Source organism: Sporichthya brevicatena (assembly GCF_039525035.1).
Taxonomy (GTDB): Bacteria; Actinomycetota; Actinomycetes; order Sporichthyales; family Sporichthyaceae; genus Sporichthya; species Sporichthya brevicatena.
The window spans coordinates 39,890-61,340 of record NZ_BAAAHE010000025.1 but is presented as its reverse complement, the minus strand read 5'-3'; the positions used below and the strand labels follow the sequence as shown (position 1 = coordinate 61,340).

24 protein-coding genes are annotated in these 21,451 nt (G+C 71.7%); 6 read left to right on the top strand and 18 right to left on the bottom strand.

Going from position 1 to position 21,451, the window contains the following annotated elements:
• Positions 1 to 7: 7 nt before the first annotated feature.
• The 11 genes from ABD401_RS15435 to ABD401_RS15385 form a co-directional block, all read right to left on the bottom strand.
• Entirely contained in the window at positions 8 to 970 is a 963-nt protein-coding gene (locus tag ABD401_RS15435) for a respiratory chain complex I subunit 1 family protein (protein WP_344606277.1), read from the bottom strand.
• Positions 967 to 2,994 carry a proton-conducting transporter transmembrane domain-containing protein gene (locus ABD401_RS15430; protein ID WP_344606275.1) on the bottom strand — a complete coding sequence of 676 codons (2,028 nt, stop codon included), beginning with the start codon at positions 2,992 to 2,994 and terminating at the stop codon, positions 967 to 969. Before ABD401_RS15430 ends, ABD401_RS15435 begins: the two co-directional genes overlap by 4 nt.
• A complete protein-coding gene (locus ABD401_RS15425; RefSeq protein ID WP_344606273.1) occupies positions 2,991 to 3,458 on the bottom strand; it encodes an NADH-quinone oxidoreductase subunit B family protein in 468 nt (155 codons plus the stop codon). Before ABD401_RS15425 ends, ABD401_RS15430 begins: the two co-directional genes overlap by 4 nt.
• Positions 3,459 to 3,475: 17 nt before the next feature.
• The gene (locus ABD401_RS15420) at positions 3,476 to 3,829 is read right to left on the bottom strand and encodes an ArsR/SmtB family transcription factor (protein ID WP_344606271.1); all 354 of its coding nucleotides are present in this window, start codon (positions 3,827 to 3,829) and stop codon (positions 3,476 to 3,478) included.
• An 81-nt stretch (positions 3,830 to 3,910) separates the two neighbouring features.
• Positions 3,911 to 4,708 carry an isoprenyl transferase gene (locus ABD401_RS15415; protein ID WP_344606269.1) on the bottom strand — a complete coding sequence of 266 codons (798 nt, stop codon included), beginning with the start codon at positions 4,706 to 4,708 and terminating at the stop codon, positions 3,911 to 3,913.
• Entirely contained in the window at positions 4,705 to 5,472 is a 768-nt protein-coding gene (recO, locus tag ABD401_RS15410; protein WP_344606267.1) for a DNA repair protein RecO, read from the bottom strand. The genes ABD401_RS15415 and recO overlap by 4 nt, the downstream gene beginning before the upstream one ends.
• A complete protein-coding gene (locus ABD401_RS15405) occupies positions 5,473 to 6,006 on the bottom strand; it encodes a DinB family protein (RefSeq protein WP_344606265.1) in 534 nt (177 codons plus the stop codon).
• On the bottom strand, positions 6,003 to 6,620 hold the full coding sequence (locus ABD401_RS15400; protein ID WP_344606263.1) for a GNAT family N-acetyltransferase: 618 nt from the start codon (positions 6,618 to 6,620) through the stop codon (positions 6,003 to 6,005). Before ABD401_RS15400 ends, ABD401_RS15405 begins: the two co-directional genes overlap by 4 nt.
• Before the next feature lie 7 nt (positions 6,621 to 6,627).
• Complete coding sequence (gene leuA / locus ABD401_RS15395) at positions 6,628 to 8,334, bottom strand: 2-isopropylmalate synthase (RefSeq protein ID WP_344606261.1); 1,707 nt, start codon at positions 8,332 to 8,334, stop codon at positions 6,628 to 6,630.
• A gap of 209 nt (positions 8,335 to 8,543) precedes the next feature.
• Positions 8,544 to 9,689: an acyl-CoA dehydrogenase family protein gene (locus ABD401_RS15390; protein WP_344606259.1), complete on the bottom strand. Its 1,146-nt coding sequence runs from the start codon at positions 9,687 to 9,689 to the stop codon at positions 8,544 to 8,546.
• Complete coding sequence (locus ABD401_RS15385) at positions 9,689 to 10,720, bottom strand: esterase/lipase family protein (RefSeq protein WP_344606257.1); 1,032 nt, start codon at positions 10,718 to 10,720, stop codon at positions 9,689 to 9,691. Before ABD401_RS15385 ends, ABD401_RS15390 begins: the two co-directional genes overlap by 1 nt.
• A gap of 96 nt (positions 10,721 to 10,816) precedes the next feature.
• Here ABD401_RS15385 and ABD401_RS15380 point away from each other — a divergent pair, with 96 nt between their 5' ends.
• Both ABD401_RS15380 and ABD401_RS15375 read left to right on the top strand, forming a co-directional pair.
• Positions 10,817 to 11,440, top strand: coding sequence for a QsdR family transcriptional regulator (locus tag ABD401_RS15380; protein ID WP_344606255.1), 624 nt, complete (start codon positions 10,817 to 10,819; stop codon positions 11,438 to 11,440).
• Positions 11,441 to 11,505: 65 nt separating this feature from the next.
• Positions 11,506 to 12,483 carry a GNAT family N-acetyltransferase gene (locus ABD401_RS15375; protein WP_344606253.1) on the top strand — a complete coding sequence of 326 codons (978 nt, stop codon included), beginning with the start codon at positions 11,506 to 11,508 and terminating at the stop codon, positions 12,481 to 12,483.
• A gap of 32 nt (positions 12,484 to 12,515) precedes the next feature.
• On the opposite strand, the gene era is transcribed toward ABD401_RS15375, so the two are convergent.
• Positions 12,516 to 13,439 (bottom strand): GTPase Era, encoded by a 924-nt coding sequence (era, locus tag ABD401_RS15370; protein ID WP_344606252.1) that lies wholly within the window; start codon positions 13,437 to 13,439, stop codon positions 12,516 to 12,518.
• Positions 13,440 to 13,477: 38 nt separating this feature from the next.
• Between era and ABD401_RS15365 the strand changes: the two genes are divergently transcribed.
• On the top strand, positions 13,478 to 13,630 hold the full coding sequence (locus tag ABD401_RS15365) for a hypothetical protein (protein WP_344606250.1): 153 nt from the start codon (positions 13,478 to 13,480) through the stop codon (positions 13,628 to 13,630).
• A gap of 5 nt (positions 13,631 to 13,635) precedes the next feature.
• Here the strand turns inward: ABD401_RS15365 and ABD401_RS15360 are convergent, their stop codons facing one another.
• The 4 genes from ABD401_RS15360 to ABD401_RS15345 are packed head-to-tail and all read right to left on the bottom strand — an operon-like array spanning position 13,636 to position 16,835.
• Entirely contained in the window at positions 13,636 to 13,971 is a 336-nt protein-coding gene (locus ABD401_RS15360; RefSeq protein ID WP_344606248.1) for a cytidine deaminase, read from the bottom strand.
• Positions 13,972 to 14,004: 33 nt separating this feature from the next.
• Positions 14,005 to 15,324 (bottom strand): hemolysin family protein, encoded by a 1,320-nt coding sequence (locus ABD401_RS15355; RefSeq protein ID WP_344606246.1) that lies wholly within the window; start codon positions 15,322 to 15,324, stop codon positions 14,005 to 14,007.
• 15 nt (positions 15,325 to 15,339) lie between these two features.
• Positions 15,340 to 15,804 carry an rRNA maturation RNase YbeY gene (gene ybeY / locus ABD401_RS15350; protein WP_344606344.1) on the bottom strand — a complete coding sequence of 155 codons (465 nt, stop codon included), beginning with the start codon at positions 15,802 to 15,804 and terminating at the stop codon, positions 15,340 to 15,342.
• Between the two features lie 11 nt (positions 15,805 to 15,815).
• Positions 15,816 to 16,835, bottom strand: a complete 1,020-nt coding sequence (locus ABD401_RS15345; protein WP_344606244.1) for a PhoH family protein — start codon at positions 16,833 to 16,835, stop codon at positions 15,816 to 15,818.
• 33 nt (positions 16,836 to 16,868) lie between these two features.
• On the opposite strand from ABD401_RS15345, the gene ABD401_RS15340 reads away from it, so the two are divergent.
• On the top strand, positions 16,869 to 18,119 hold the full coding sequence (locus tag ABD401_RS15340; RefSeq protein WP_344606242.1) for a PucR family transcriptional regulator: 1,251 nt from the start codon (positions 16,869 to 16,871) through the stop codon (positions 18,117 to 18,119).
• Here the strand turns inward: ABD401_RS15340 and ABD401_RS15335 are convergent.
• Both ABD401_RS15335 and ABD401_RS15330 read right to left on the bottom strand, forming a co-directional pair.
• Complete coding sequence (locus tag ABD401_RS15335) at positions 18,106 to 19,338, bottom strand: cytochrome P450 (RefSeq protein WP_344606239.1); 1,233 nt, start codon at positions 19,336 to 19,338, stop codon at positions 18,106 to 18,108. The two genes, ABD401_RS15340 and ABD401_RS15335, sit on opposite strands and share 14 nt — an antisense overlap.
• Before the next feature lie 104 nt (positions 19,339 to 19,442).
• Positions 19,443 to 19,799 (bottom strand): histidine triad nucleotide-binding protein, encoded by a 357-nt coding sequence (locus ABD401_RS15330; RefSeq protein WP_344606237.1) that lies wholly within the window; start codon positions 19,797 to 19,799, stop codon positions 19,443 to 19,445.
• Between the two features lie 47 nt (positions 19,800 to 19,846).
• Here ABD401_RS15330 and ABD401_RS15325 point away from each other — a divergent pair, with 47 nt between their 5' ends.
• Together ABD401_RS15325 and ABD401_RS15320 are read left to right on the top strand one after the other, a co-directional pair.
• Positions 19,847 to 20,377 carry a SigE family RNA polymerase sigma factor gene (locus ABD401_RS15325; RefSeq protein ID WP_425566162.1) on the top strand — a complete coding sequence of 177 codons (531 nt, stop codon included), beginning with the start codon at positions 19,847 to 19,849 and terminating at the stop codon, positions 20,375 to 20,377.
• Entirely contained in the window at positions 20,374 to 21,345 is a 972-nt protein-coding gene (locus tag ABD401_RS15320; RefSeq protein WP_344606233.1) for a Gmad2 immunoglobulin-like domain-containing protein, read from the top strand. Before ABD401_RS15325 ends, ABD401_RS15320 begins: the two co-directional genes overlap by 4 nt.
• Positions 21,346 to 21,451: the final 106 nt, after the last annotated feature.

The following is a 21,451-nucleotide window of genomic DNA, read 5'->3' as shown; positions in this document are numbered from 1 at the left end:
GCCCCCGTCACGCCAGGAAGAAGGAGGTCGAGACGCCCAGGAGGGCGAGGAGGAAGGACCCGGCCAGCAGTTCCGGAACACGGAACAGCCGCCACTTGGCGATGAACACCTCGACGGTCGCGAGGACCACCGCCAGGCCCAGGAGCTTGACGAGGAAAACGGCGGTCGCGCCGCACACCGCCAGGAGATCGGTCGAGGTCGCGACCCCCCACGGCAGGAACAGATTCCCCCAGAGGCCGAGCAGGACCGTCAACCGCAGCGACGAGGCCAGCTCCACCTTCGCCAGGTCGGGGCCGCCGTACTCCAGGACCATGGCTTCGTGAACCATCGTCAGTTCCAAGTGGGTGGAGGGATTGTCGACCGGCAACCGGCCGGTCTCGGCGACGATCACCAGGGCTAGCGCGACGGCCGCGAGCAGGATCGCCGGGGAGATCACGCTGCCGGGGTTGTCCTGGGTCTCCTCGATCAGCGCGCCGAGGTTCGACGAACCCACCCGCACCGCGAGCGCGAAGCCGGCGAGCAGGATGGTCGGCTCCGCCAGGGCCGCGATCGTCATGGAGCGGCTGGAACCCATGCCCCCGAACGCGGTTCCCGTGTCGAGGCCCGCCAGCGCTAGGGCGACGCTGCCGAGCAGCAGCAACGACACCAGCGCGAACAGGTCCATCGCCCCGTCGAGAGGCACCGCGGTCGAGACGAAGGGGGCGCCCGCGGCCAGCAGCAGGCTCGTCGCGAGCAGGACTCGAGGGGCGCCGAGGTAGACCCAGCTCGAGCTCTCGGGGCGCAGCGCCTCCTTGTTCAACTGCTTGCGCAGGTCCCGCCACGGCTGGCCGATCCGCCCACCACCACGGCCCTCCAGCCGGGCCCGGACCTCGCGCATGACACCGACGACGAAGGGCGCGAGCAGGACGAGGACGACCAACTGGAACGCCATCACGGCGATCGAGCCGGGACCGACGGCAGGCCCGGTCATCCGAGCACCCCGATCACGACGATCACCGCGACCACGCCGAGGAAGCCGTAGGCGAGGTAGCGGTGCACGCTGCCGTTCGCGACGGCCCGCGCCCGCTCCCCCCACCAGGACGTCGCGGCGATCAGCGGCGGGTACAGCCGCGCCTCCAACCGGTCCGGCACCTCGCGCCGGTACTGCGCGCTCTCGATCAGGTAGCGCGACTCCGCGTAGGGAGTCATCGCCAGGTCCGACTGCGGGCCGAGGACGTCGTCGAAGACGCGCGTCAGCGGTTCGGCGAACGAGGTCGCGGTGTACTCCATCCGCGGGTCGAGGTGCACGCCGCCGCAGCCCCAGATCGGGACCGCTCGGCGGTTGCGTGTCCGCCGCCGGGCGAGGGAGAACACGAGACCGACGGTGATCGAGGTCAGGGCCACCGCGAGCACGAACGGCGACATCGACCCGGGCACCGCGGCGAGTTCGAGTCCGACGCCGTCGCGGCGGACCGGGTCATCGGCACCCAGCGCGGGCAGGGCCTCGACCACCCGCGCGAGCGCGTGGGTCAGCAGCATCGGGCCCAGCGCCAGAGCGACGCACACCGCCGCCGCGAGGCCCATGCCCAACCGCATGGCCGCGGGACTCTCCGTCGCCGCGGCCGCAGCCTCGCTCCGGGGCCGGGCGAGGAAGCCGACGCCGAAGGCCTTCACGAACGCGATCGCGCCGAGGCCGGCGGTGAGGGCGACGACGCCGACGGCCAACGGCATCGAGACCGCGACGGCGACCGAGCCCTCCCCCTCGGGCCCGATCGCGTGCACGAGGCCCTGGATGAGCAACCACTCCGACACGAAACCGTTGCCCGGGGGCAGGGCGGCGGCGCAGACGACACCGACGGCGACGAGGGCGGCAGTCACCGGCATGCGCCCGATCAGGCCACCCATCGCGTCCAGGTTTCGCAGTCCGGTCGCGCGCAGCACCGAGCCGGCACCGAGGAACAACAACGTCTTGAAGCCGGCGTGGTTCAGGGCGTGGAGCACCGCGGCGGCCACGAGCAGGCCGGCCAGCGCGCCCTTCCCCTCGGCCGCGAGCATCCCCGCCGCGCCCACGCCGAGCAGCATCAGCCCGAGGTGCTCGCTCGTCGAGTGGGCCAGCAGTGCTTTCAGGTCGGTGGCGACGCTGGCCTGCAACGCGCCGTACAGGGCGGAGACCGCGCCGACGACCAGCACGACCACACCCCACCAGCGCGGGCCGCCGCCGAGCAGGTCGAACCAGACCCGCAGCAGCCCGTACAGCCCGAGCTTCACCATCGCCGCCGACATCAGCGCCGACACGTGGCTCGGGGCCTCGGGGTGCGCGCGGGGCAGCCAGACGTGCAGAGGCACCATGCCGGCCTTCGACCCGAAGCCGATGAGCACCAGCACGAAGATCAGCCCGCGGGTGCCGTCACCCAGGTCGCCCGCACCCGCGCGCAGGTCGGTGAAGGCCTCGCCCCCGACGGATGAGGCGAAGACCGCCAGACCGGCCAGGACCGCGAGGAAGCCTGCCTGGGTCATGACCGCGTACCAGATGCCTGCCTCGGCCACTTCCGGGCGTCGCCGATGGTCCGTCAGAACCAGGATCAGCGAGGTCAGCGCCATCAGCTCCCACGCCAGCAGCAGCGTGGTGACGCTCGCCGCGACGGGCACCGCCAGCATCGCGGCGACGAACAGCGGCAGCACGACGCCGCGGTCGTCGGAGTGGGACGGGTCGCCGTAGCCGATGCTGTAGAGACCGGCCGCGACCGCGACCGCGCCGATGAGGAGCAGGAACACCCCGGACAGCGCGTCGACCGCGACCGGCGCCGGCGCGAGCGGGATCACCCCGGTCAGCTCGTCGCTCCACCGCTCCCCGTCGAGCGCGGCGACGCCGGCGACGACGCCGCCCACACCGGTCAGCGCCGTCAGCACGCCGACGGCGGCAGCACGCACCTTCGCGGGCGCGACGACACCGGCGAGCGCGCCCGCCAGTGCCGCACCGCCCGCGAGCAGCAGGCCGAACGCGATGGGGTTCATCGACCGGTCAGACCTCGCAGGGCCGCCACGATGTCCGCCGGTTCCGGCGGGCAACCCGGCACCTCGACGTCCACCGGCACGACGTCACTGACCGGCCCCTGGACGCCGTAGGCGCCCGCGAACGCGCCGCAGTTGAGGGCGCAGTCCCCCAGCGCGACGACCCGGCGCGGCTCCGGCGTCGCCTCGTGCGTCCGGCGCAGTGCGTCGGCCATGTTCCGGGTGACCGGCCCGGTCACCAGCAGCGCGTCGGCGTGCCGGGGCGAGGCGACCAGCCGCAGCCCGAACCGTTCGGCGTCGTAGACCGGGCCGAAGACGGCGCCGATCTCGACCTCGCACCCGTTGCAGGATCCGGCGTCGACGTGCCGCAGCTGGACCGCGCCCGCGATCGGCGTCGCCCCGGCCCCGACCGCCGGCATCGGCTCGGCGACCCGGCCCAGCCGGAGGATCTTGCGCAGTGCGCCCATCGAACGTTCGTCCTCCCTCAGCCGCGCGGGTTCTCGGGAGCAGCGGGGTCTCGCAGGGCCTCCGTCTGCCCGACGAGCACCTCGGTGAGGATGCGCTGTGCCGAGGCCAGCAGGTCCACGACCTCGGACCCGGCCAGCGCGTAGATGACCGTGGTGCCCTCGCGGCGGGCGGAGACGATGCCTGATCGTCGCAGCACCGCGAGCTGCTGCGACAGCCCCGCGGGGCCGATCTCGATCTCGGCGAGCAGGTCCCGCACCGACGTCGGCCCGGCCGCCAGGAGCTCCAGCACCCGGATCCGCACCGGGTGCCCGAGCATGCGGAAGAACTCCGCCTTCGCCTGGTAGAGCGGCATCGAGCCCGGGGAAATCATGGGTTCAGCATAACTGCAGAATTTCACTATTCTGCAATTCTGCATGCACGGGCGATGTCATCTCCACCACTGCTGCTGGGGTCAGGCGGAGGACGGCGGGACGGGATTGGGGGCGGCGCCGCCGTAGCGGCGGTCCCGGGAGGCGTAGAGCTCGATCGCGTGCCAGAGGTGGCGGCGGTCGAAGTCGGGCCAGAGGGTGTCGAGGAAGACCAGCTCGGCGTAGGCGCTCTGCCAGAGCAGGAAGTTCGAGGTGCGCTGCTCCCCCGAGCTGCGGACGAACAGGTCGACGTCGGGGAGATCGGGCTCGTCGAGGTACCGGGCGAAGGTGGCCTCGGTGATCTTGTCCGGCTTCACCCGGCCGGCGGCGACGTCGGCGGCCAGGCCGCGGGCGGCGTCGGCGATCTCCGCGCGGCCGCCGTAGTTGACGCAGAACTGCAGGGTGATCTTGTCGTTGCGGGCCGTGCGCTGCTCGGCGTCCTCCAGCTCGGAGATGACCGACCGCCACAGCTTCGGCCGGCGGCCGGCCCAGCGGACGCGGACGCCCATCGCGTCGAGCTCGTCGCGGCGGCGGTGGATGACGTCGCGGTTGAAGCCCATCAGAAAGCGCACCTCGTCGGGGGTGCGCTTCCAGTTCTCGGTCGAGAACGCGTACGCCGAGACGCACTCGACCCCGATCTCGATCGCTCCGCAGATGACGTCGAGCAGCGCGGCCTCGCCGGCCTCGTGGCCCTTGGTCCGGGCCAAGCCCCGCTGCTTGGCCCAGCGGCCGTTGCCGTCCATCACGATGGCGACGTGACGGGGAATCAGTTCCTTGGGCAGCTCGGGCGGACGCGCGCCGGACGGATGCGGCGGCGGGGCCGCGTACTGGCGACGGCTCATGCGGTCGTGGCCGTCGATTCCGGAGCGGCCGGCAGGTCGCGCTCGACGTGCCGCAGCGAGCGCAGGCCGCGCTCCAGGTGCCACTGCAGGTACGCGGCGACCAGGCCGCTGGCCTCGCGCCGGGCCCGCGGGGAGACGGACTCGGCGGTCTCCCAGTCGCCGGAGAGCAGCGCCCCGAGCAGGACGAGCGTCTCGGCGCCGGGGGCCGCGCAGGCCGGCGGGCGGCAGTCCGCGCAGGTCGCGCCCCCGCCCGGGATCGTGAAGAAGCGGTGCGGGCCGGGGGCCCCGCAACCGGCGCAGTCGGAGAAGCTCGGCGCGTACCCGGCGATCGCCAGCGACCGGACGAGGAACGCGTCGAGCACCATCACCGGGTCGCGGTCGCTCTCGGCCAGCGCGCGCAGACCACCGACCAGCAACTGGTACTGCTGCAGCGCCGGGTCGCCCTCGTTCTCGGTGAACCGCTCGGCGGCTTCGAGCATCGCCTGGCCCGCGGTCCAGCGGGCGTAGTCGCGCGAGAGCTTCCCGCCGAAGGCGTCGAGGGTCTCGATCTGCTGCGCGATGTCCAGCGTCCGCCCGGAGTAGCACTGGACGTCGACGTGCGCGAACGGCTCGAGGCGCGCCCCGATCCGCGACGAGGTCCGCCGGACGCCCTTCGCCACCGCGCGGATCCGCCCGTGGCGGCGCGTGAGGATCGTGACGATGCGGTCGGCCTCCCCCAGCTTCTGGGTGCGCAGGACGACCCCCGTGTCCCGGTAGGTACTCACTCAGCCATTCTGCGGTCTGACGTCCCCGAGATGGTGGAGGACGTCGTGCAGGAGATAGCGCGCGAACGAGTCGACGGTGAACACCGCGCCGTCACTGCGGCGCCCGGTCCGGCTCCACTGCTCCGGGGTGAGGGCGGCGAAGCGGTCCGCGAGCGCGGTCCCGGCCGCGGCCAGCTCGGTCGTGACCGTGGCCGGGTCCTGCTCGCCGTACCGGTCGGCGACGGCCGTCGCGTCCTGGTCCCAGTTCGCGTACATCGGATCGTCCTGGGTGAGCATGAGATCGAGGCGCTGCGCGAACAGCCGGTAGACGTCCCGGACGTGGCAGGCGTACTCCAGCGGCGACCACACCGTCGGCGCGGGGCGCTCCCGCAGGCCGGTCGGGCGCGCGAGCACCGCCGTCCAGTCCGTCACGTTCGTGCGCAGCGTCGCGGCCACCTGGTCCGGGACCACCGTCGCGGCGTCGTACCCGCACTCCGCGCACGGGGAGTTCAGGACCCAGGTCCAGTCCTTCGTGTCGGGCTCGATCTCAGTCATCGCGCCTCCCGGGGTTCGCGCAGCATGCACCACAGCGGGGGTGAGTCCCGCAGCGCCACCTCGGCGACGACCGTGAAGCCGTGCCGTTCGTACAGCCGCCGGTTGTTCTCGCTGGTGGCATCGAGGTAGGCCGGCAGGCCCTCGGCGTCGCAGCGGGCGAGCATCGGCGCGAGGAGCGCGGTTCCGTGCCCGCGACCCTGCGCCGCCGGCCGGACGGCGAGGAAGTTGAGGAACCAGTGCGGCCCCTCGGGATGATGCGCGCGGATCAGCGGGCGGAGGTCGGCCATCTTCGTCGCCGCCTCCTCCCCGAGGATCCCGCCGAGCCGCTCGCCGAGGGTCGCTGACACCTCGGCGGGCATCTGAGCACCCGGCGGGACCCAGACCGCGGCGGCGAGTCCGTCTGCCGACCGGTGGATCTCACCCCAGGACAGATGGGCCTCGCACACCGCGGCGAAGAACGCGGGCAGGATCGCTGCCCGGCGCTCGTCGTCCGGGAAGAACCAGCGGAAGATCGGGACCTCGTCGAACGCCGAACTCAGCGTGTCGACGACCGCCGGCAGGTCCCTGGCGTCCGACGATGCGGTCGCAGTTGCCGCCACCTCGTCGGACGTCACGCGCGGATCAGCGGTTGATGGCGGAGCAGACGGCCTTCAGCGACGCGGTGACGATGTTCGCGTCGATGCCGACACCCCACTTCACCTGGCCGCCGACCGCGCACTCGAGGTACGCCGCCGCACGGGCGTCACCACCGGCGCTCATCGCGTGCTCGTGGTAGTCGAGGACGCGGACGTCGACGCCGATCGAGGACAGCGCGTCGCAGAACGCGGCGATCGGGCCGTTGCCCCGACCGGTCAGCGTCTTGGACTGGCCGTCGACGATGACGTTCACCGAGAGCTCGTCCTGCTCCCCCGCCGCCGAGGACGTGTGGTGCGAGTCCAGCTGGACGCCGGTCTTCGCGCCCATCTCGGACGGCTTGAGGTACTCGGCGTCGAACATGCCCCACATCTCCTCGGGGGTCACCTCGCCGCCCTCGCTGTCGGTGTGACGCTGGATCACCGCGGAGAAGTCGATCTGCAGCCGGCGCGGCAGGTCGAGGTTGTACTCGGTCTTCATGATGTAGGCGACGCCGCCCTTGCCGGACTGGCTGTTCACCCGGATCACGGCCTCGTACGTGCGGCCGACGTCCTTCGGGTCGATCGGCAGGTACGGCACGGCCCACGTCTGCTGCTCGACGGGGATGCCGGCCGCGGCTGCGTCCCGCTCCAGCCACGCGAAGCCCTTGTTGATGGCGTCCTGGTGGGAGCCGGAGAACGCGGTGTAGACCAGGTCGCCGCCGTAGGGGTGGCGCTCGTGGACCGGCAGCTGGTTGCAGTACTCGACCGTGCGGCGGATCTCGTCGATGTCGGAGAAGTCGATCATCGGGTCGACGCCCTGGCTGAACAGGTTCAGACCCAGCGTCACCAGGCAGACGTTGCCGGTGCGCTCGCCGTTGCCGAACAGGCAGCCCTCGATGCGGTCCGCGCCGGCCATGTAGCCGAGTTCGGCGGCCGCCACCGCGGTGCCGCGGTCGTTGTGCGGGTGCAGCGACAGCACGACCGCGTCGCGGTAGGCGAGGTTGCGGTGCATCCACTCGATCGAGTCGGCGTAGATGTTGGGCGTCGCCATCTCGACGGTCGCGGGCAGGTTCACGACGACCTTGTGGTCGGGGGTCGGCTTCCACACGTCGTTGACGGCGTTGCAGACCTCGACGGCGAAGTCGAGCTCGGTGCCGGTGTAGGACTCGGGCGAGTACTGGAAGTACACGTCGGTGCCCGGCACGGTCTCGGTGAGCTTCTGGCAGATCCGCGCGCCCTGCACCGCGATGTCCTTGATGCCGTCACGGTCGAGGCCGAACACGACGCGCCGCTGCAGGGTCGAGGTCGAGTTGTAGAGGTGGACGATCGCCTGCTTCGAGCCCTTGATGGAATCGAACGTGCGGGTGATCAGCTCCTCGCGCGCCTGCGTCAGGACCTGGATCGTGACGTCGTCCGGGATGAGGTCTTCCTCGATGATCTGCCGGACGAAGTCGAAGTCGGTCTGGCTCGCGGCCGGGAAGCCGACCTCGATCTCCTTGTAGCCCATCGAGCAGAGCAGCTCGAACATGCGCCGCTTGCGCTGCGGGCTCATCGGGTCGATCAGGGCCTGGTTGCCGTCGCGCAGGTCGACCGCGCACCAGCGCGGCGCGGTGGTGATGACCTTGTCCGGCCACGTGCGGTCGGACAGGCCGACGGGGACGTACGCCGGGTAGCGGTGGACCGGCATGCCGCTCGGCTGCTGGGGGTGAAACATCGAAGGCTCCTCATGTCGTCAGGTCGGATCGGGCGCGACCGGCAGGCGCAACAAAACCCGCGACGAGGGAGCCGGCCCTTACGGGGCCTCGCCGCGGCTGCTAAGGAGGAGGCCAGGGGCCGGGCGCAGACGCATGAGGGCAGCGTACAACATCGCCGGCACCCTGCCCGGTTTGCGTTGGTCCGTCCGAGGGGCCCGTCACGGGGCTCTCAGAGGCCGAGGTCCCGGCCGATGATCTCCTTCATGATCTCGTTCGAGCCGGCCCAGATCTTCGTGACGCGGGCGTCCATCCAGGCCCGGGCGACCCGGTACTCGCGCATGTAGCCGTACCCGCCGTGGAGTTGGACGCAGGCGTCGAGGACCTCGTTCTGCACCTGCGCGGACCACCACTTGATCTTGGCGGCGTCCACGGCGGTCAGTTCGCCCTTGCTGTGCGCGAGCACGCCCTGGTCGACGTAACACTGCGTCAGCTCGACCTTCGTGGTGAGCTCCGCGAGCACGAATTTGTTGGACTGGAATGCGCCGATCTGCTGCCCGAATGCCTTGCGGTCCTTGGCGTACTGGACGGTCTCGGCCAGCACCGCCGCGGCGTGCGCGATGTTCGACACGGCCGAGCCGATGCGCTCCTGCGGCAGGCGCTCCATCATCGCGACGAAGCCATGCCCGACCTCGCCGAGTCGATTGGCGTCGGGGACGCGGACGTCGTCGAAGAACAGCTCGGCGGTGTCGGCCTCAGGCTGCCCGACCTTGTCGAGCTTGCGACCCCGGGTGAACCCGGGCATGCCCTCCTCGAGAACGAACAGCGTGATCCCCCGCGCCTTCTTGGCCGGGTCGGTCTGCGCGGCGACCACGACCAGATCCGCCTGGATCCCGTTGGTGATGAAGGTCTTCGAACCGTTGACGATCCAGTCGTCCCCGTCGCGGACCGCGCCGGTCTTCAGCGCCGCGAGGTCGGACCCGCCGCCGGGCTCGGTCATCCCGATCGCGGTGATGAACTCGCCGGTGGCGAACTTCGGCAGCCAGCGCTCCCGCTGCTCCTCGGTCCCCAGCTCGACCAGATACGGCGCAACGACGTCGAAGTGGATCCCGAAGGAGGACGCCACGGCCATGCCGGCCGCCGCGAGCTCCGCCCCGAGGACCGCGTTGAAGCGGTAGTCGCCGGCGTCCGCGCCGCCGTAACTCTCCGGCACGCCGAGCCCGAGCAGGCCCTGGCGGCCTGCCGCCAGCCAGACGTCCCGGTCGATCAGCCGGTTCTCGCGAAACTTCTCCTCGTGCGGCTCGATCTGCCGGCGGACGAACTCCCGCACGGACTCCCGGAACATTTCGTGGTCGTCGGTGTAGATCGAGCCCAGCATCAGGACCTCCCGGCCAGCGTGTACGGCTTCAGCTCAGGCTCTCTGTCGACCCGCGGATCGGTGGTCAGCCCGGCGAAGATCTGGTTGTAGGCGTCGACGAGGTTGGTCGGGAACGTGCGCGGGTCGACGCCCGGCATGAAGACCTCGGAACAGACCGAGGACGGGATGCGCGACGGGTCGGCCGGGCCGGGGTGGTTCAGCGCGTCCATCGCCAGTGCGTAGGCCACCGGGTCGTAGGTGCCGATCGCGATGTGCTCGCCGGTGTTCGCGGGGCACACGTCCTGCAGCGCGACGTTGGTGATGTCCCCCGGGCCGGAGAGCGAGGTCGTGCCGGTGTCGTCGAGGTTCGGCTGCACGAACTGGTCGAACCAGGTGTAGATCGCGGTGTACGAGATGCCCTCGAAGGTCTCCTGGTACGAGTTCATCGCCTGGATGTAGTTCGAGTTGTCGATCTGCTGCCACAGCGACGGCGAGCAGGTCGGCAGGCACAGCCCGCGGATCAGCGCACTGCCGTGGTTCGTCGCCGCGAACGCGATGTAGTCGTCGACCTTGCTGCGCAGGTCCGGCCAGAACCGCAGCGCGAAGCGCGGTTCGGTGCCGCCCTGGCTGTGGCCCATCACCTGGACCTTGCGCTTGGTGATCGCGGAGATCTTGCGGATCGCGTGGACGACGTACTCCGACGCGATCTGGGTGTCCCCGGTCGTGTTGAACGGCAACGTCACCGCGCAGTACGGGCGGTTCAGCCGGTCGAGGGCCCGGAACCAGTTCCAGGAGTAGTCCTCGCGCGGGTTCACCGTGGTCCCCGGGACGAACAGGACCGTCTGCCGGCCCTTCTCGACGTTCCCGGTGCACGCGAGCGAGGCGTCGAGCTCGGCCGTCGGGACCGAGAGCGCCGGGCCCGGCCGGTTCACCGGAGCGAACCGGCCCTCCGCCGCGGCGGCCGCCGGGCCGGGCACGGCGGACAGCGTCGCGGCCGCGGCCAGGACCGCGGCGAGTCGGGCGATCCGGCGGGGTCGGGGGCTCCGGGACATGGGGCAACCTCGCTACAATCAAGGGGATCTGTTTCATCGTGTTACATCTACGGCAATGTGTAACATTGCCGTCATCCGGTCCGCAAGGGGGCAGTCGTGGTTCCACCCACCTCGTCGACCTCCGTCGCGTCCTCCCCGCTCGGCGAGCGCCTGGCGCGCGAGGGTGACGTCCCGCGCGCGAGCATCGGCACGGCGTTCGACCTCGCCTGCCGCTGGTTCATGGCCGGCAAGCGGATCGACATCTCCGCCCTCGCCGGGGAGGTCGGGGTCAGCCGCGTGACCATGCATCGCTGGGTGGGGACGCGGGACGAGCTGCTCTCCGAGGTCATGTGCCACCTGACCGACCGCACGATCGACCGGCTGCTGGCCGACATCGACGCCGAGGGCATCAGCCCGCGGGCCCCCGAGCTGCTCGGCCGCTACCTCCGCGCAATGGCCACCAACACCGGGGTCCTGCGCCTGCAGCGCGAGGAACCCGAGACGTTCGTCCGCCTCTGCACCACGAACGCGAGCCCGTTCCAGGCCCGCCTGATCGCCAAGGTGACGGAGATCCTCGCCGCGGACCGCGCCGCCGGTCATCTGACCATCGACCTGGACGACGGCGAGCTCGCCTTCGCCGTCGTCCGCCTGTTGGAGGCGTACGCCCACGCCCCCACCCTCACTGGCGAGCCGGCCGACCCCGACCGTGCCACCCGCGTGATGCGCGCACTGCTGCGCTGAGCGACCCGCCCACGCCGCCCGAAAATCGCTGGCGCCGGGACCGCCCGACGCGGTCCCCTTGCGCCATGGACATCGAGCAGCTGGACCCGGCGCGGATCGACGAGGTCGTCGCCGTCCTGGCGGCTGCCCACGCCCACGACCTCCCCGACGACCCGCCGTTCGCCCCGGGCTACGAGGGCCGGCGCATCCTGCACCCGACCCCGGACGAGCCCACGACCCACTGGGTCGCGGTCGACGGCGGGCGCGTCGTGGGACTGGTCCAGTTGACTACTCCGGAACTGGACAACACCTCCACCGGGCTCGTGGAACTGACGGTCCATCCGGAGTTCCGCCGCCGCGGCGTCGGCCGCCTGCTGTGGAACCACGTGGCCGACCGGGCACTGGCGTCCGAGCGCAAGCTGCTCATCTTCGAGGCCCGTCTGGGCTCCGCCGGCGAGGAGTTCGCGCGATCCCTCGACGCCGAGCTCGGGACGCGCGACGCGCGGCGCCGCCTCGTCGTCGACGACACCGTCCGGGCGCGGGCCGCCGGCCTCGAGAGCACCGCCCGCGCCCACGGCACCGGCTACACGGTGCACTCGTTCGTCGGCGCCGTCCCGGAGCAGTTCGCCGAGGGGCTCGCCTACCTCAACGGCCGGATGTCCACCGACGCCCCGCTGGAGAATCTGGAGTGGGAGCCGGAGGTCTACGACGTCGAGCGGCTCCGGGGTCGTGAGGCGGCGGCGGCGAAGCAGGGCCTGGAGGTCCACACGACCGTCGCGGTCGATGCGGAGGGGACGGTCGCGGCGTTCACGCACCTCGCACTGACGCCGGAGACGTCGGAGCACGGCTGGCAGTGGAACACGATCGTCGACCCCGACCACCGGGGCCACCGCCTCGGGACGTGGGTCAAGGTCGCGAACCTCGCGCACCTGCTGCGGCACCGGCCGACGGTGCGGACGCTGCTGACCTGGAACGCGGTCTCGAACTCCCCGATGATCGCCGTCAACGAGGCGATGGGCTTCCGCCTCTGGGACCACTGGGGCGAGTGGCAGGTCCGGCTCTGACGGGTCGGAACCCCAGCGTCAGAAACGCGGCGTCAGAAACCCAGCTTGCGCAGCTGCTTGGGGTCGCGCTGCCAGTCCTTGGCGACGCGGACGTGCAGGTCCAGATAGATCGGGGTCCCGAGGAGGGCCTCGATCTGCCGGCGCGCGGTCGAGCCGACCTCGCGGAGCCGGGCCCCGCCCTTGCCGATGACGATGCCCTTCTGGCTGTCGCGCTCGACGTAGACGTCGGCGCGGACGTCGAGCAGCGGCGAGTCCTCGGGCCGGCCCTCGCGGGGCACCATCTCCTCGACGACGACCGCCAGCGAGTGCGGCAGTTCGTCGCGGACGCCTTCGAGCGCGGCCTCGCGGATGAGCTCGGCGACCATCCGCTCCTCCGGCGAGTCGGTCAGCTCGCCGTCCGGGTAGAGCGCCGGGCCGGGCGGGAGGGTCTTCATCAACAGGTCGGCGAGCAGCTCGACCTGCTCCCCCCGCACCGCCGAGACGGGCACGATCTCGGCGAAGTCGATGCCGACCTGCTCGCCGAGCGCGGAGACCGCGAGCAGCTGCTCGGCCACCCGCTGCTTGTCGGCGGCGTCGGTCTTGGTGACGATCGCGAACACCGACGTGTGCTTCTTCTTCGCCTTCGCGAGCTCGCCGGCGATGTAGCGGTCACCCGGGCCGATCTTCTCGTCCGCCGGGACGCAGAGGCCGACCACGTCGACCTCCGCGAGCGTCCCCCGGACGAGGTCGTTGAGCCGCTCCCCCAACAGCGTGCGCGGCCGGTGGAAACCGGGGGTGTCGACGAGGACGAGCTGGGCGTCCGGCCGGCTGACGATGCCGCGGATCGTGTGCCGCGTCGTCTGCGGCCGGTCGGAGGTGATGGCCACCTTCGCCCCGACCAGGGCGTTGGTCAGGGTCGACTTGCCGGTGTTCGGCCGCCCCACGAAGCACGCGAAGCCGGAGCGGTGATCGGTCATCCGACGATTCTCCCAGGCTGGGGGCGCATGATGGAGCCATGGGTGACACAGCCACGGGTGACACGGGCGGCGACCCGGTCTGCTGGCTGAACCGCGTCTGCCCGGAGTGCGGAGCGCTCCGCGAGGTCGACGGCGACGGCGAGCCCGTCACCCCGTGCGACCGCTGCGGGTCGACCGAACCCCCGCCGTAGGTGTCTCAGCCGGTGACGCGGACGACTCCGTCGAGCCCGGCGAGGTGCAGCGGCGGGGTCCCGCCGAGGTCGCTGAGCGCGGCGCGGTCGGCGTCGGCCACGGACTCGGCCGCGGAGACGACGGCCCCGGCCTCGAGCCCCCGGGCGCCGCTGGCGACCGCCATCACGACCGCGGCCTGGAGCGCGGTGAGCTGCAGCGACGGCAGGTCGACGGTGGAGGCGGCGTAGGTCCGCCCGGTGTCGTCGCGGACCGCCGCGCCCTCGGCGGCACCGTTGCGGGCGCGGGTGGAGCGCGCGAGCGTCACGAGCTTGGCGTCTTCGGGGTGCAGGTCGTCGGCCACGCGAGAACCCTAGGACAGCCGGCTGCGCCGGGCTCAGGCGTGCTCGTGCTCGGCGACGTCGGCACCCTCGTCGGACCCCTCGGGGTCGGGTTCGGGCTCGACGGTCACCAGCACCGTCGTGATGCGGTTCCGGCGACCGCCGACGCTCTCCGCGTGGAGGCGCAGGCCCTCGACGACGACCTCGGCGCCGGGGATCGGGACGCGCCCGAGGTGCTTGGCGAGCAGGCCGCCGACGGTCTCGACCTCGTCGTCCTCGATCTCCCGCTCGAAGACCTCGCCGAGCTCCTCGACCGGGAGCCGGGCGATCACGCGCACCGAGCCGTCGTCCAGCCGCTCGACCGGCGGACGCTCGCGGTCGTACTCGTCGGCGATCTCGCCGACGATCTCCTCGACCAGGTCCTCCATCGTCACCAGGCCGGCGGTACCGCCGTACTCGTCGACCAGGATCGCGATGTGAGACTGCGTCAGCTGCATCTCCTTGAGCAGCGCGTCGACGGCCTTCGAGTCGGGCACGAAGATCGCCTTCCGCATCACGTTGGAGACCGGCAGCGACTCGGCCTCGCGGTCCCAGTGGACGCGGCGCACCACGTCCTTGAGGTAGACGACGCCCACGATGTCGTCCTCGCCCTCGCCGACGACGGGAATGCGGGAGAACCCGCTGCGCAGGGCGAGCGAGAGCGCCTGGCGCAGGGACTTCGTCTGCTCGATGAAGACCATCTCGGTGCGCGGCACCATGACCTCGCGCACGATCGTGTCGCCGAGTTCGAAGACCGAGTGCACCATGCGGCGCTCGTCGTCCTCGATGACCATCGACTCCTCGGCGGCGAGGTCGACGAGGTCACGCAGCTCGGCCTCGGAGGCGAACGGGCCCTCACGGAATCCCTTGCCGGGCGTCACCGCGTTGCCGAGCAGGATCAGGCCCTTCGGCAGCGGACCCAGCGCCGCGGCGAGCGGCGGCAGGATCGCGGCGGCGATCAGACCGACCGCACCGGCGTTCTGCCGCCCCACGGTCCGCGGCGAGACGCCGACGACGACGTAGGACACGACGACCATCACGCCGCCGGTCAGGCCGACCGCGCCCCACTTGTTGTCGATCTCGCCCAGCGCGACGACCGCGACCATGGCGGTCGCCATCAGTTCGCAGATCAGGCGCAGGAGCAGGGCGATGTTCAGGTAGCGCGGGGTGTCGTCGGCGATCTCCCGCAGCTTGACGCCGAGCCGGCGACCGCTGCGGGCGAGCTCCTCCACCTTCGAGCGGGACAGCCGCGAGATCGCCGCCTCCATCGCCGCGAACGCACCGGCCACCGCCACCAGGGTGACGGCGAGGAGGATCAGCGTGAGGTCGGAGCCCATGGGGGAGGTCGCCGCCTAGCCCTGCCGGCGCCGGGAGTGCCACGCGGCGAGCAGACGGCGCTGCTCGTCGAACATCTCCTTCTCCTCCACCGGGTCGGCGTGGTCGTACCCGAGGAGGTGGAGTATGCCGTGGGTGCAGAGCAGCTGGAGCTCGTCCTCGGTGGAGTGGCCGGCGATCCGGGCCTGGTTCGCCGCGACCTCGGGACAGAGCACGACGTCCCCGAGCAGACCGGGGTCGGCCTCCGGGTTGTCGCGGCGGCCGGGGCGCAGCTCGTCCATCGGGAAGGCGAGGACGTCGGTGGGCCCGGGCTCGTCCATCCACTGGACGTGGAGCTTCTCCATCGTCGCGGTGTCGACCAGCAGCACGGAGAGCTCGGCCTGCGGGTGGATGCGCATCTCGTCCAGGACGTGCCGGACCAGGTCGAGCAGGGCGTCGGTGTCGACCTCGACGCCCGACTCGTTGCAGATGTCGACGTTCATCTGATGGCCCGTCACCGGCGTCCGCGGTTACGGCCGGCGCTCTGCCCCGACGTCTGGGTCGCGTCCCAGCGCCCGTAGGCGTCGACGATGTCGGAGACCAGTCGGTGCCGCACCACGTCGGTGCTCTGCAGGAAGCAGAACGCGACGTCGTCGACGCTGGAGAGGATCTCCTGCACCTGGCGCAGACCGCTCTGGGTGCCCCCGGGCAGGTCGACCTGCGTGATGTCGCCGGTGACGACGATCTTCGAGTCGAACCCGAGGCGGGTGAGGAACATCTTCATCTGCTCGGGCGAGGTGTTCTGCGCCTCGTCGAGGATGATGAAGGCCGAGTTCAGGGAGCGGCCGCGCATGAAGGCGAGCGGCGCGACCTCGATGACCCCGTCGGTCAGCAGGCGCGGGACGGCCTCCGGGTCCATCATGTCCCGGAGCGCGTCGTAGAGCGGGCGCAGGTACGGGTCGATCTTCTCGTAGAGCGTGCCGGGCAGGAACCCGAGCCGCTCCCCCGCCTCGACCGCCGGGCGGGTCAGGATGATCCGGTCGACCTGCTTGGTCTGCAGCGCCTGGACCGCCTTGGCGACGGCCAGGTACGTCTTGCCGGTACCGGCCGGGCCGATCCCGAACGTGATCGTGTGCCGGTCGATCGCGTCGACGTAGCGCTTCTGATTGAGCGTCTTGGGACGGATCGCGCGGCCGCGGTTCGACAGGATGTCGGCCGTCAGCACGTCCGCCGGACGGGTGAGCGTGTCCGCGCGGAGCATCTCGACCGACCGGCGGACCGAGTCCGCGGACAGCGGAGCGCCGGTGCGCAGCACCACGACGAGCTCGTCGAACAGACGCTCGGCCAGGGCGACCTCGGGCTGCGGACCCTGTACGCGGATCTCGTTCCCGCGGGCGAGGAAGTCGACCGCAGGGAACGAGCGCTCGATCACTCGCAGGTACTCGTCTCCGGACCCGAGCAGACCCACCATCGGAACACTGGGGGGTACGACGATCGTGTGCTCGGCGGTTGCGCTCTCGGCCATCGGCGCCATGCTACGCGCCCGCCGCGGCCCTAGGCTGCGACCGTGGACCGTCCGAAGGTCGCGCAACTGCTCTCGGAGGTGGCACGCCGCCACGCCCCGGGCGACCGAGACACGGCCGCGACCCTCCACCGCGAGGTCCTCCCCGGCGTCCCGGAGCTGACCGCGGTGCCCGTCATCGCCCGCCAGACCCAGCAGATGGTCGACGAGCACGTCGCGGCGATCACCGCCGCCCTGGCCGCCGCCGGGAGCCCCCAGCCGGTCGAACTCGCCGCCATCACCGCCCCGTTCGCCCGCGACTGCGCGCACTGGGACGTCTCCGTCGGGGCGATCCTCCGCTCGTACCAGCGCGGGCACCAGCGGCTCTGGCAGCTGTGGCAGCAGCGGATCGAGACCGAGATCGCGGATCCCGAGGCTCGGGCCGCGGTCGTCGCGCTGTGCGCCGAGGTCCTCCTGGAGTACGTGACCGCCGGGATGGAGGTCACCGTCCACACCCACGCCGTCGAGCGCGAGGCGCGGCTGCGGGGTGCCTCGTGGCGCCAGCGGGACGACGTGCTCGCGGTGCTGGAGGGCCGGGCGAGCGGGTCCGAGCACGAGCTGTCCCGGCGCCTGGGGCACCCGCTGGAACGCACCCACGTGGCGTTCGTCTGCTGGTCCCGGGCGCGGTTCTCCGGCCGGGACGTCGGCGGGCTGGAGGCCGCCGCCCGCGAGTGGGCGGACGCCGCGGCCGGCTGCGCGCCGCTGCTCGTCCCCGTCGACTCGACGACGACCTGGGGCTGGATCAGCGCCCCGGCCGGGGCCGGGTGGCTGGACGGCGAGCTGCCCGCACCCCGGGACGGGTTCCGGATCGCCACCGGCACCCCGGCGCCCGGGCCCGCCGGCTTCCGCGCGAGCCACGCCGAGGCCCTGCGGGCGCAGACGATCGCGTCCGCGGCGGCGGTGCCCGTCGGCGTCACGCGCTTCGCGGACGTCGCCACCCTCGCCGTCCTCACCGACGACGTCGAGGCCCTGCGCCGGTTCGTCGCGGCCCAGCTCGGCGACCTCGCGCTGCCCGGGGAGCGCGAGGAGCGGCTGCGCGCGACGCTGCGGAACTACCTCGACGGCGGGACGAACATCCGCGCCGTCGCGCGCGAGCTGAACTACCACCGCAACACGATCCAGCAGCGACTCGAGCTGGCGGCCCGGCTGCGGGGCCGGCCCCTCGACGAGGACCGGTCCGGGCTCGCCCTCGCCCTCGCCGTCGCCGAGCACTACGGCCCGGCGGTCCTGGCGCCGGACCCGGCTACGCCGGGGTGAAGGTCAGCGGGATCGAGTCGTAGCCGTTCACCCAGGTCGTGCAGTGCCGCACGACGGGGCCCGACAGGCGGGGGTCCCGGACGCGGCGGGTGAATTCCTCGAAGATGACCTTCAGCTCCAGGCGGGCGAGACCGGCGCCGAGGCAGAAGTGCCGTCCGCCGCCGCCGAAGGCCTGGTGGTACTCCACCGGCCGCAGGACGTCGAACCGGTCCGCGCCGGGCAGGATCTCCTCGTCGCGGCTGCCCGAGGCGTACCAGAGCAGGAGCAGGTCGCCCGCCGCGATCGGGACCCCGCGGATCTCGGTGTCCTCCAGCGCGGTGCGCGCGAAGTAGTTCAGCGGCGTGCTCCAACGCAGGATCTCCTCCACCGCGTTCGGGATGCGCGACGGGTCCGCGGCGAGCGCCTGGAGCTGGTCGGGATGCTCGGTCAGGGCGAGCACCCCGGAGGACGTGGCGTTCCGCGTCGTGTCGTTGCCGGCGAAGACGAGGATCGCGAAGAACATCAGCAGCTCGTCCTCGGTGAGGCGGTCGCCGTCGACCTCCGCGCGCGCGAGCAGCCCGACGAGCGAGTCCCCCTTGATCTGACCCAGAATCAGTTCTTCGAGGTAGCCGGCCATCTCCATCATGGCTTCCATGCAGATGCCCAGCTCGGGCGCATCGACGCCGGTGTCCAGCCGGGCGGTCCAGTCCGCGAGTTTGCCGACGTCGGAGGCGGGTGCCCCGAGCAGGTCGGTGATGACGGCGAGCGGCACCGGCAGCGACAGGTCCTTCACCAGGTCCATCGAGCCGGTCTCGGCGGCCCGGTCGAGGATCGTGGTGACCCGCGCGCGGACGTAGTCCTCCAGGTGCGCGATCGTCCGCGGGGTGAACGCGACCTGGACCAGCTTCCGGTAGCGCGTGTGGTCGGGCGGGTCCTTGAAGATGACCATGTTGCGCATCAGGTCCAGCCCGCCGGCGGCGTCGGACCGCATCCAGATGCCGCGCTCGTGCGCGGAGAACAAGGTGGCGTGCTTGCTGACCATCTCGATGTCGGCGGCCCGCGTGATCGACCAGAAGTCCCCGACGTAGGGATTCCGGCTGTGGTTGCGGTGCACGGGGGCCTGCGCGCGCAGTCGCGCGAACAACTCGTGCGGCGGGCCGTCGACGAAGGCCTCGGGCACCGACAGGTCGACGGAGTCGAGGTCGCAGGTGTCGAACGCGGAACGGGTGGGGGCAGTCATGCCCGCAGCGTGACGTGCGTCACCGCCGGCGAGCGACGGTCAGCCGTCCGCCGTTGCCGCCGCCAGGTGTGCTCTGGGCACACCTGCCACCCCTTGACCCGGCGTCAGCCCGGCGGCCAGGTCAGCTCACGGCCGCCGATGACGTGGGCGTGGACGTGGAAGACCGTCTGCTGCGCGGCGGCGCCGGTGTTGAACACCAGGCGGAAGCCGGGCAGCCCTTCCTGCTGCGCCACGGCGGCCACGTCGGCGAGCAGCCGGCCCGCGAGGGCGGGGTTCTGCTCGGCCATGACGGCCACGTCACGGTGGTGCTCCCGGGGGATCACCAGCACGTGCGTCGGCGCCTGGGGGTTGATGTCACGGAAAGCGACGGTGTCGGCGGTCTCCGCGACTATTGTTGCCGGGATCTCTCCGGCGACGATCTTGCAGAACAGACAATCCGGTTCGGGCGCTGAGCTGGTCACCAGGTAAACCTATCCAGCCAGTCCGGCGTCTTGGGGGTATGACAGTCATGGTCGCGGAGCTGGGGGCCGCCGGCGCCCGGTGGGACGCCGACGAGGCCGTCACCGCGCTGTACTCCGAGCACTACCGCTCCCTTGTCCGGCTGTCCGCCCTGCTCCTGCGCGACTCGATGCAGGCCGAGGAGGTCGTCCAGGACGCCTTCGTCGCCATGCACGGCGCGTGGCGTCGGATCCAGGACCAGGACAAGGCGCTGGCGTACCTGCGTCAGACGGTGGTCAACCGGTCCCGGTCGGTCCTGCGTCGGCGGGTCGTCGCCGACAAGTACGCCCCCACGCCCGGCCCCGACATGCCGAGCGCCGAGCACGGCGCGCTCTCCCGGCTGGAGAGCGACCGCGTGATGGCCGCCCTGCGCAAGCTGCCCGAGCGGCAGCGCGAGGCGCTCGTCCTGCGCTACTACGGAGATCTGTCCGAGGCCGACATCGCCGCGGCGATGAAGGTGTCCAAGGGAGCCGTGAAGAGCCACACCCACCGGGGCATGGCAGCGTTGCGAGCGATGCTGGAAGCGGAGCAGACGTCATGAGCGACTACGGCAGCCGGTTCGGCCGGCCCGAGCCGCCCGAGGACCTCGAGGCGATCCTGGCCCGCGCCCTGCGCGCGGAGGCCGACCGCGTCCACCCGGTCGGGGACGGCCTGGCCAAGATCCGCGCCCGCACCGAGGCCCGCCGCGGCGTCCTCGGCTGGTTCACCTCCGCCGCCTCCCGTCCCGCCCTGGCCGGCGGCACGCTCGTGCTCGCTCTGGTCGCCGGCACCGCCATCGGCCTGCAGGTCACCGGCGACAACGGCCGCGACGTCAACGTCGTCGAGCGGCCGCCGGACCCGGTCGCGGTCCAGCCCTTCGACGGGCCGGTCATCTCGAACTCGCAGTCCGACGTCGAGCGCTACGTCCCCGAGGACCCGGGCCCGGAGATCGGCGCCACCGGCGGCGACGACCCCGAGCCCACCGAGGGCGTCATCGAGTCGCCCGAGAACACGATGATGCTCAAGCCGGTCACCGAGGAGCAGGAGCGCAACCAGGACGACTCCGGCATCCCCGTCGACGACGGTCAGAGCAACTACGTCGCGATCACCGCGCCGCTGTCGGGCCGCAGCTACAACAGCCCGCTGACGGTCGCCGGCCTGGCGCGCGTCTTCGAGGCGATGGTCACCGTCGACGTCTCCCAGAACGGGCGGGTGCTCAAGCGCGCCAACGTCCAGGCCACCCAGGGCGCGCCCGAACTCGGCGACTGGCAGGTCACCTTCGCTCTCGACCCGGGCAACTACCGGATCGACGCGTACACCCTCTCCGCCGAGGACGGCGAGACCAAGCTCGCCTCGGACTCGATCTGGATCACGATCACCACCCCGCCCGGCGCGGTCCAGCCGACCCCGATCCCCTCGCCGACCCCCTCCACCCCGGCGACCCCGACCCCGACCCCGACCCCCGGGGCCCCCACCGGCACCCCCACCGGCACCCCCACCGCTCCCCCGCCCGGCAGCAAGATCGGCTGACCCCCTCCCTGGAGATGACATCTCCACTCGATCAGGTCACGTTCGTTGGAGATGACATCTCCACTCGAGCAGGCCCATCGCGTTGCAGATGACATCTCCACTCGAG

Bases quoted from the DNA above. Each gene is read 5' to 3' on its own strand.
- ABD401_RS15345 (WP_344606244.1), bottom strand. From the start codon at position 16,835: ATGGCGCCGATGGCCGAGAGCGCAACCGCCGAGCACACGATCGTCGTA.
- era (WP_344606252.1), bottom strand. From the start codon at position 13,439: ATGACCGATCACCGCTCCGGCTTCGCGTGCTTCGTGGGGCGGCCGAAC.
- leuA (WP_344606261.1), bottom strand. From the start codon at position 8,334: ATGTTTCACCCCCAGCAGCCGAGCGGCATGCCGGTCCACCGCTACCCG.
- ABD401_RS15335 (WP_344606239.1), bottom strand. From the start codon at position 19,338: ATGACTGCCCCCACCCGTTCCGCGTTCGACACCTGCGACCTCGACTCC.
- ABD401_RS15430 (WP_344606275.1), bottom strand. From the start codon at position 2,994: ATGAACCCCATCGCGTTCGGCCTGCTGCTCGCGGGCGGTGCGGCACTG.
- ABD401_RS15320 (WP_344606233.1), top strand. From the start codon at position 20,374: ATGAGCGACTACGGCAGCCGGTTCGGCCGGCCCGAGCCGCCCGAGGAC.
- ABD401_RS15405 (WP_344606265.1), bottom strand. From the start codon at position 6,006: ATGACTGAGATCGAGCCCGACACGAAGGACTGGACCTGGGTCCTGAAC.
- ybeY (WP_344606344.1), bottom strand. From the start codon at position 15,804: ATGAACGTCGACATCTGCAACGAGTCGGGCGTCGAGGTCGACACCGAC.
- ABD401_RS15415 (WP_344606269.1), bottom strand. From the start codon at position 4,708: ATGAGCCGTCGCCAGTACGCGGCCCCGCCGCCGCATCCGTCCGGCGCG.
- ABD401_RS15375 (WP_344606253.1), top strand. From the start codon at position 11,506: ATGGACATCGAGCAGCTGGACCCGGCGCGGATCGACGAGGTCGTCGCC.
- ABD401_RS15390 (WP_344606259.1), bottom strand. From the start codon at position 9,689: ATGCTGGGCTCGATCTACACCGACGACCACGAAATGTTCCGGGAGTCC.
- ABD401_RS15385 (WP_344606257.1), bottom strand. From the start codon at position 10,720: ATGTCCCGGAGCCCCCGACCCCGCCGGATCGCCCGACTCGCCGCGGTC.
- ABD401_RS15355 (WP_344606246.1), bottom strand. From the start codon at position 15,324: ATGGGCTCCGACCTCACGCTGATCCTCCTCGCCGTCACCCTGGTGGCG.
- ABD401_RS15420 (WP_344606271.1), bottom strand. From the start codon at position 3,829: ATGATTTCCCCGGGCTCGATGCCGCTCTACCAGGCGAAGGCGGAGTTC.
- ABD401_RS15435 (WP_344606277.1), bottom strand. From the start codon at position 970: ATGACCGGGCCTGCCGTCGGTCCCGGCTCGATCGCCGTGATGGCGTTC.
- ABD401_RS15425 (WP_344606273.1), bottom strand. From the start codon at position 3,458: ATGGGCGCACTGCGCAAGATCCTCCGGCTGGGCCGGGTCGCCGAGCCG.
- ABD401_RS15325 (WP_425566162.1), top strand. From the start codon at position 19,847: ATGGTCGCGGAGCTGGGGGCCGCCGGCGCCCGGTGGGACGCCGACGAG.
- ABD401_RS15365 (WP_344606250.1), top strand. From the start codon at position 13,478: ATGGGTGACACAGCCACGGGTGACACGGGCGGCGACCCGGTCTGCTGG.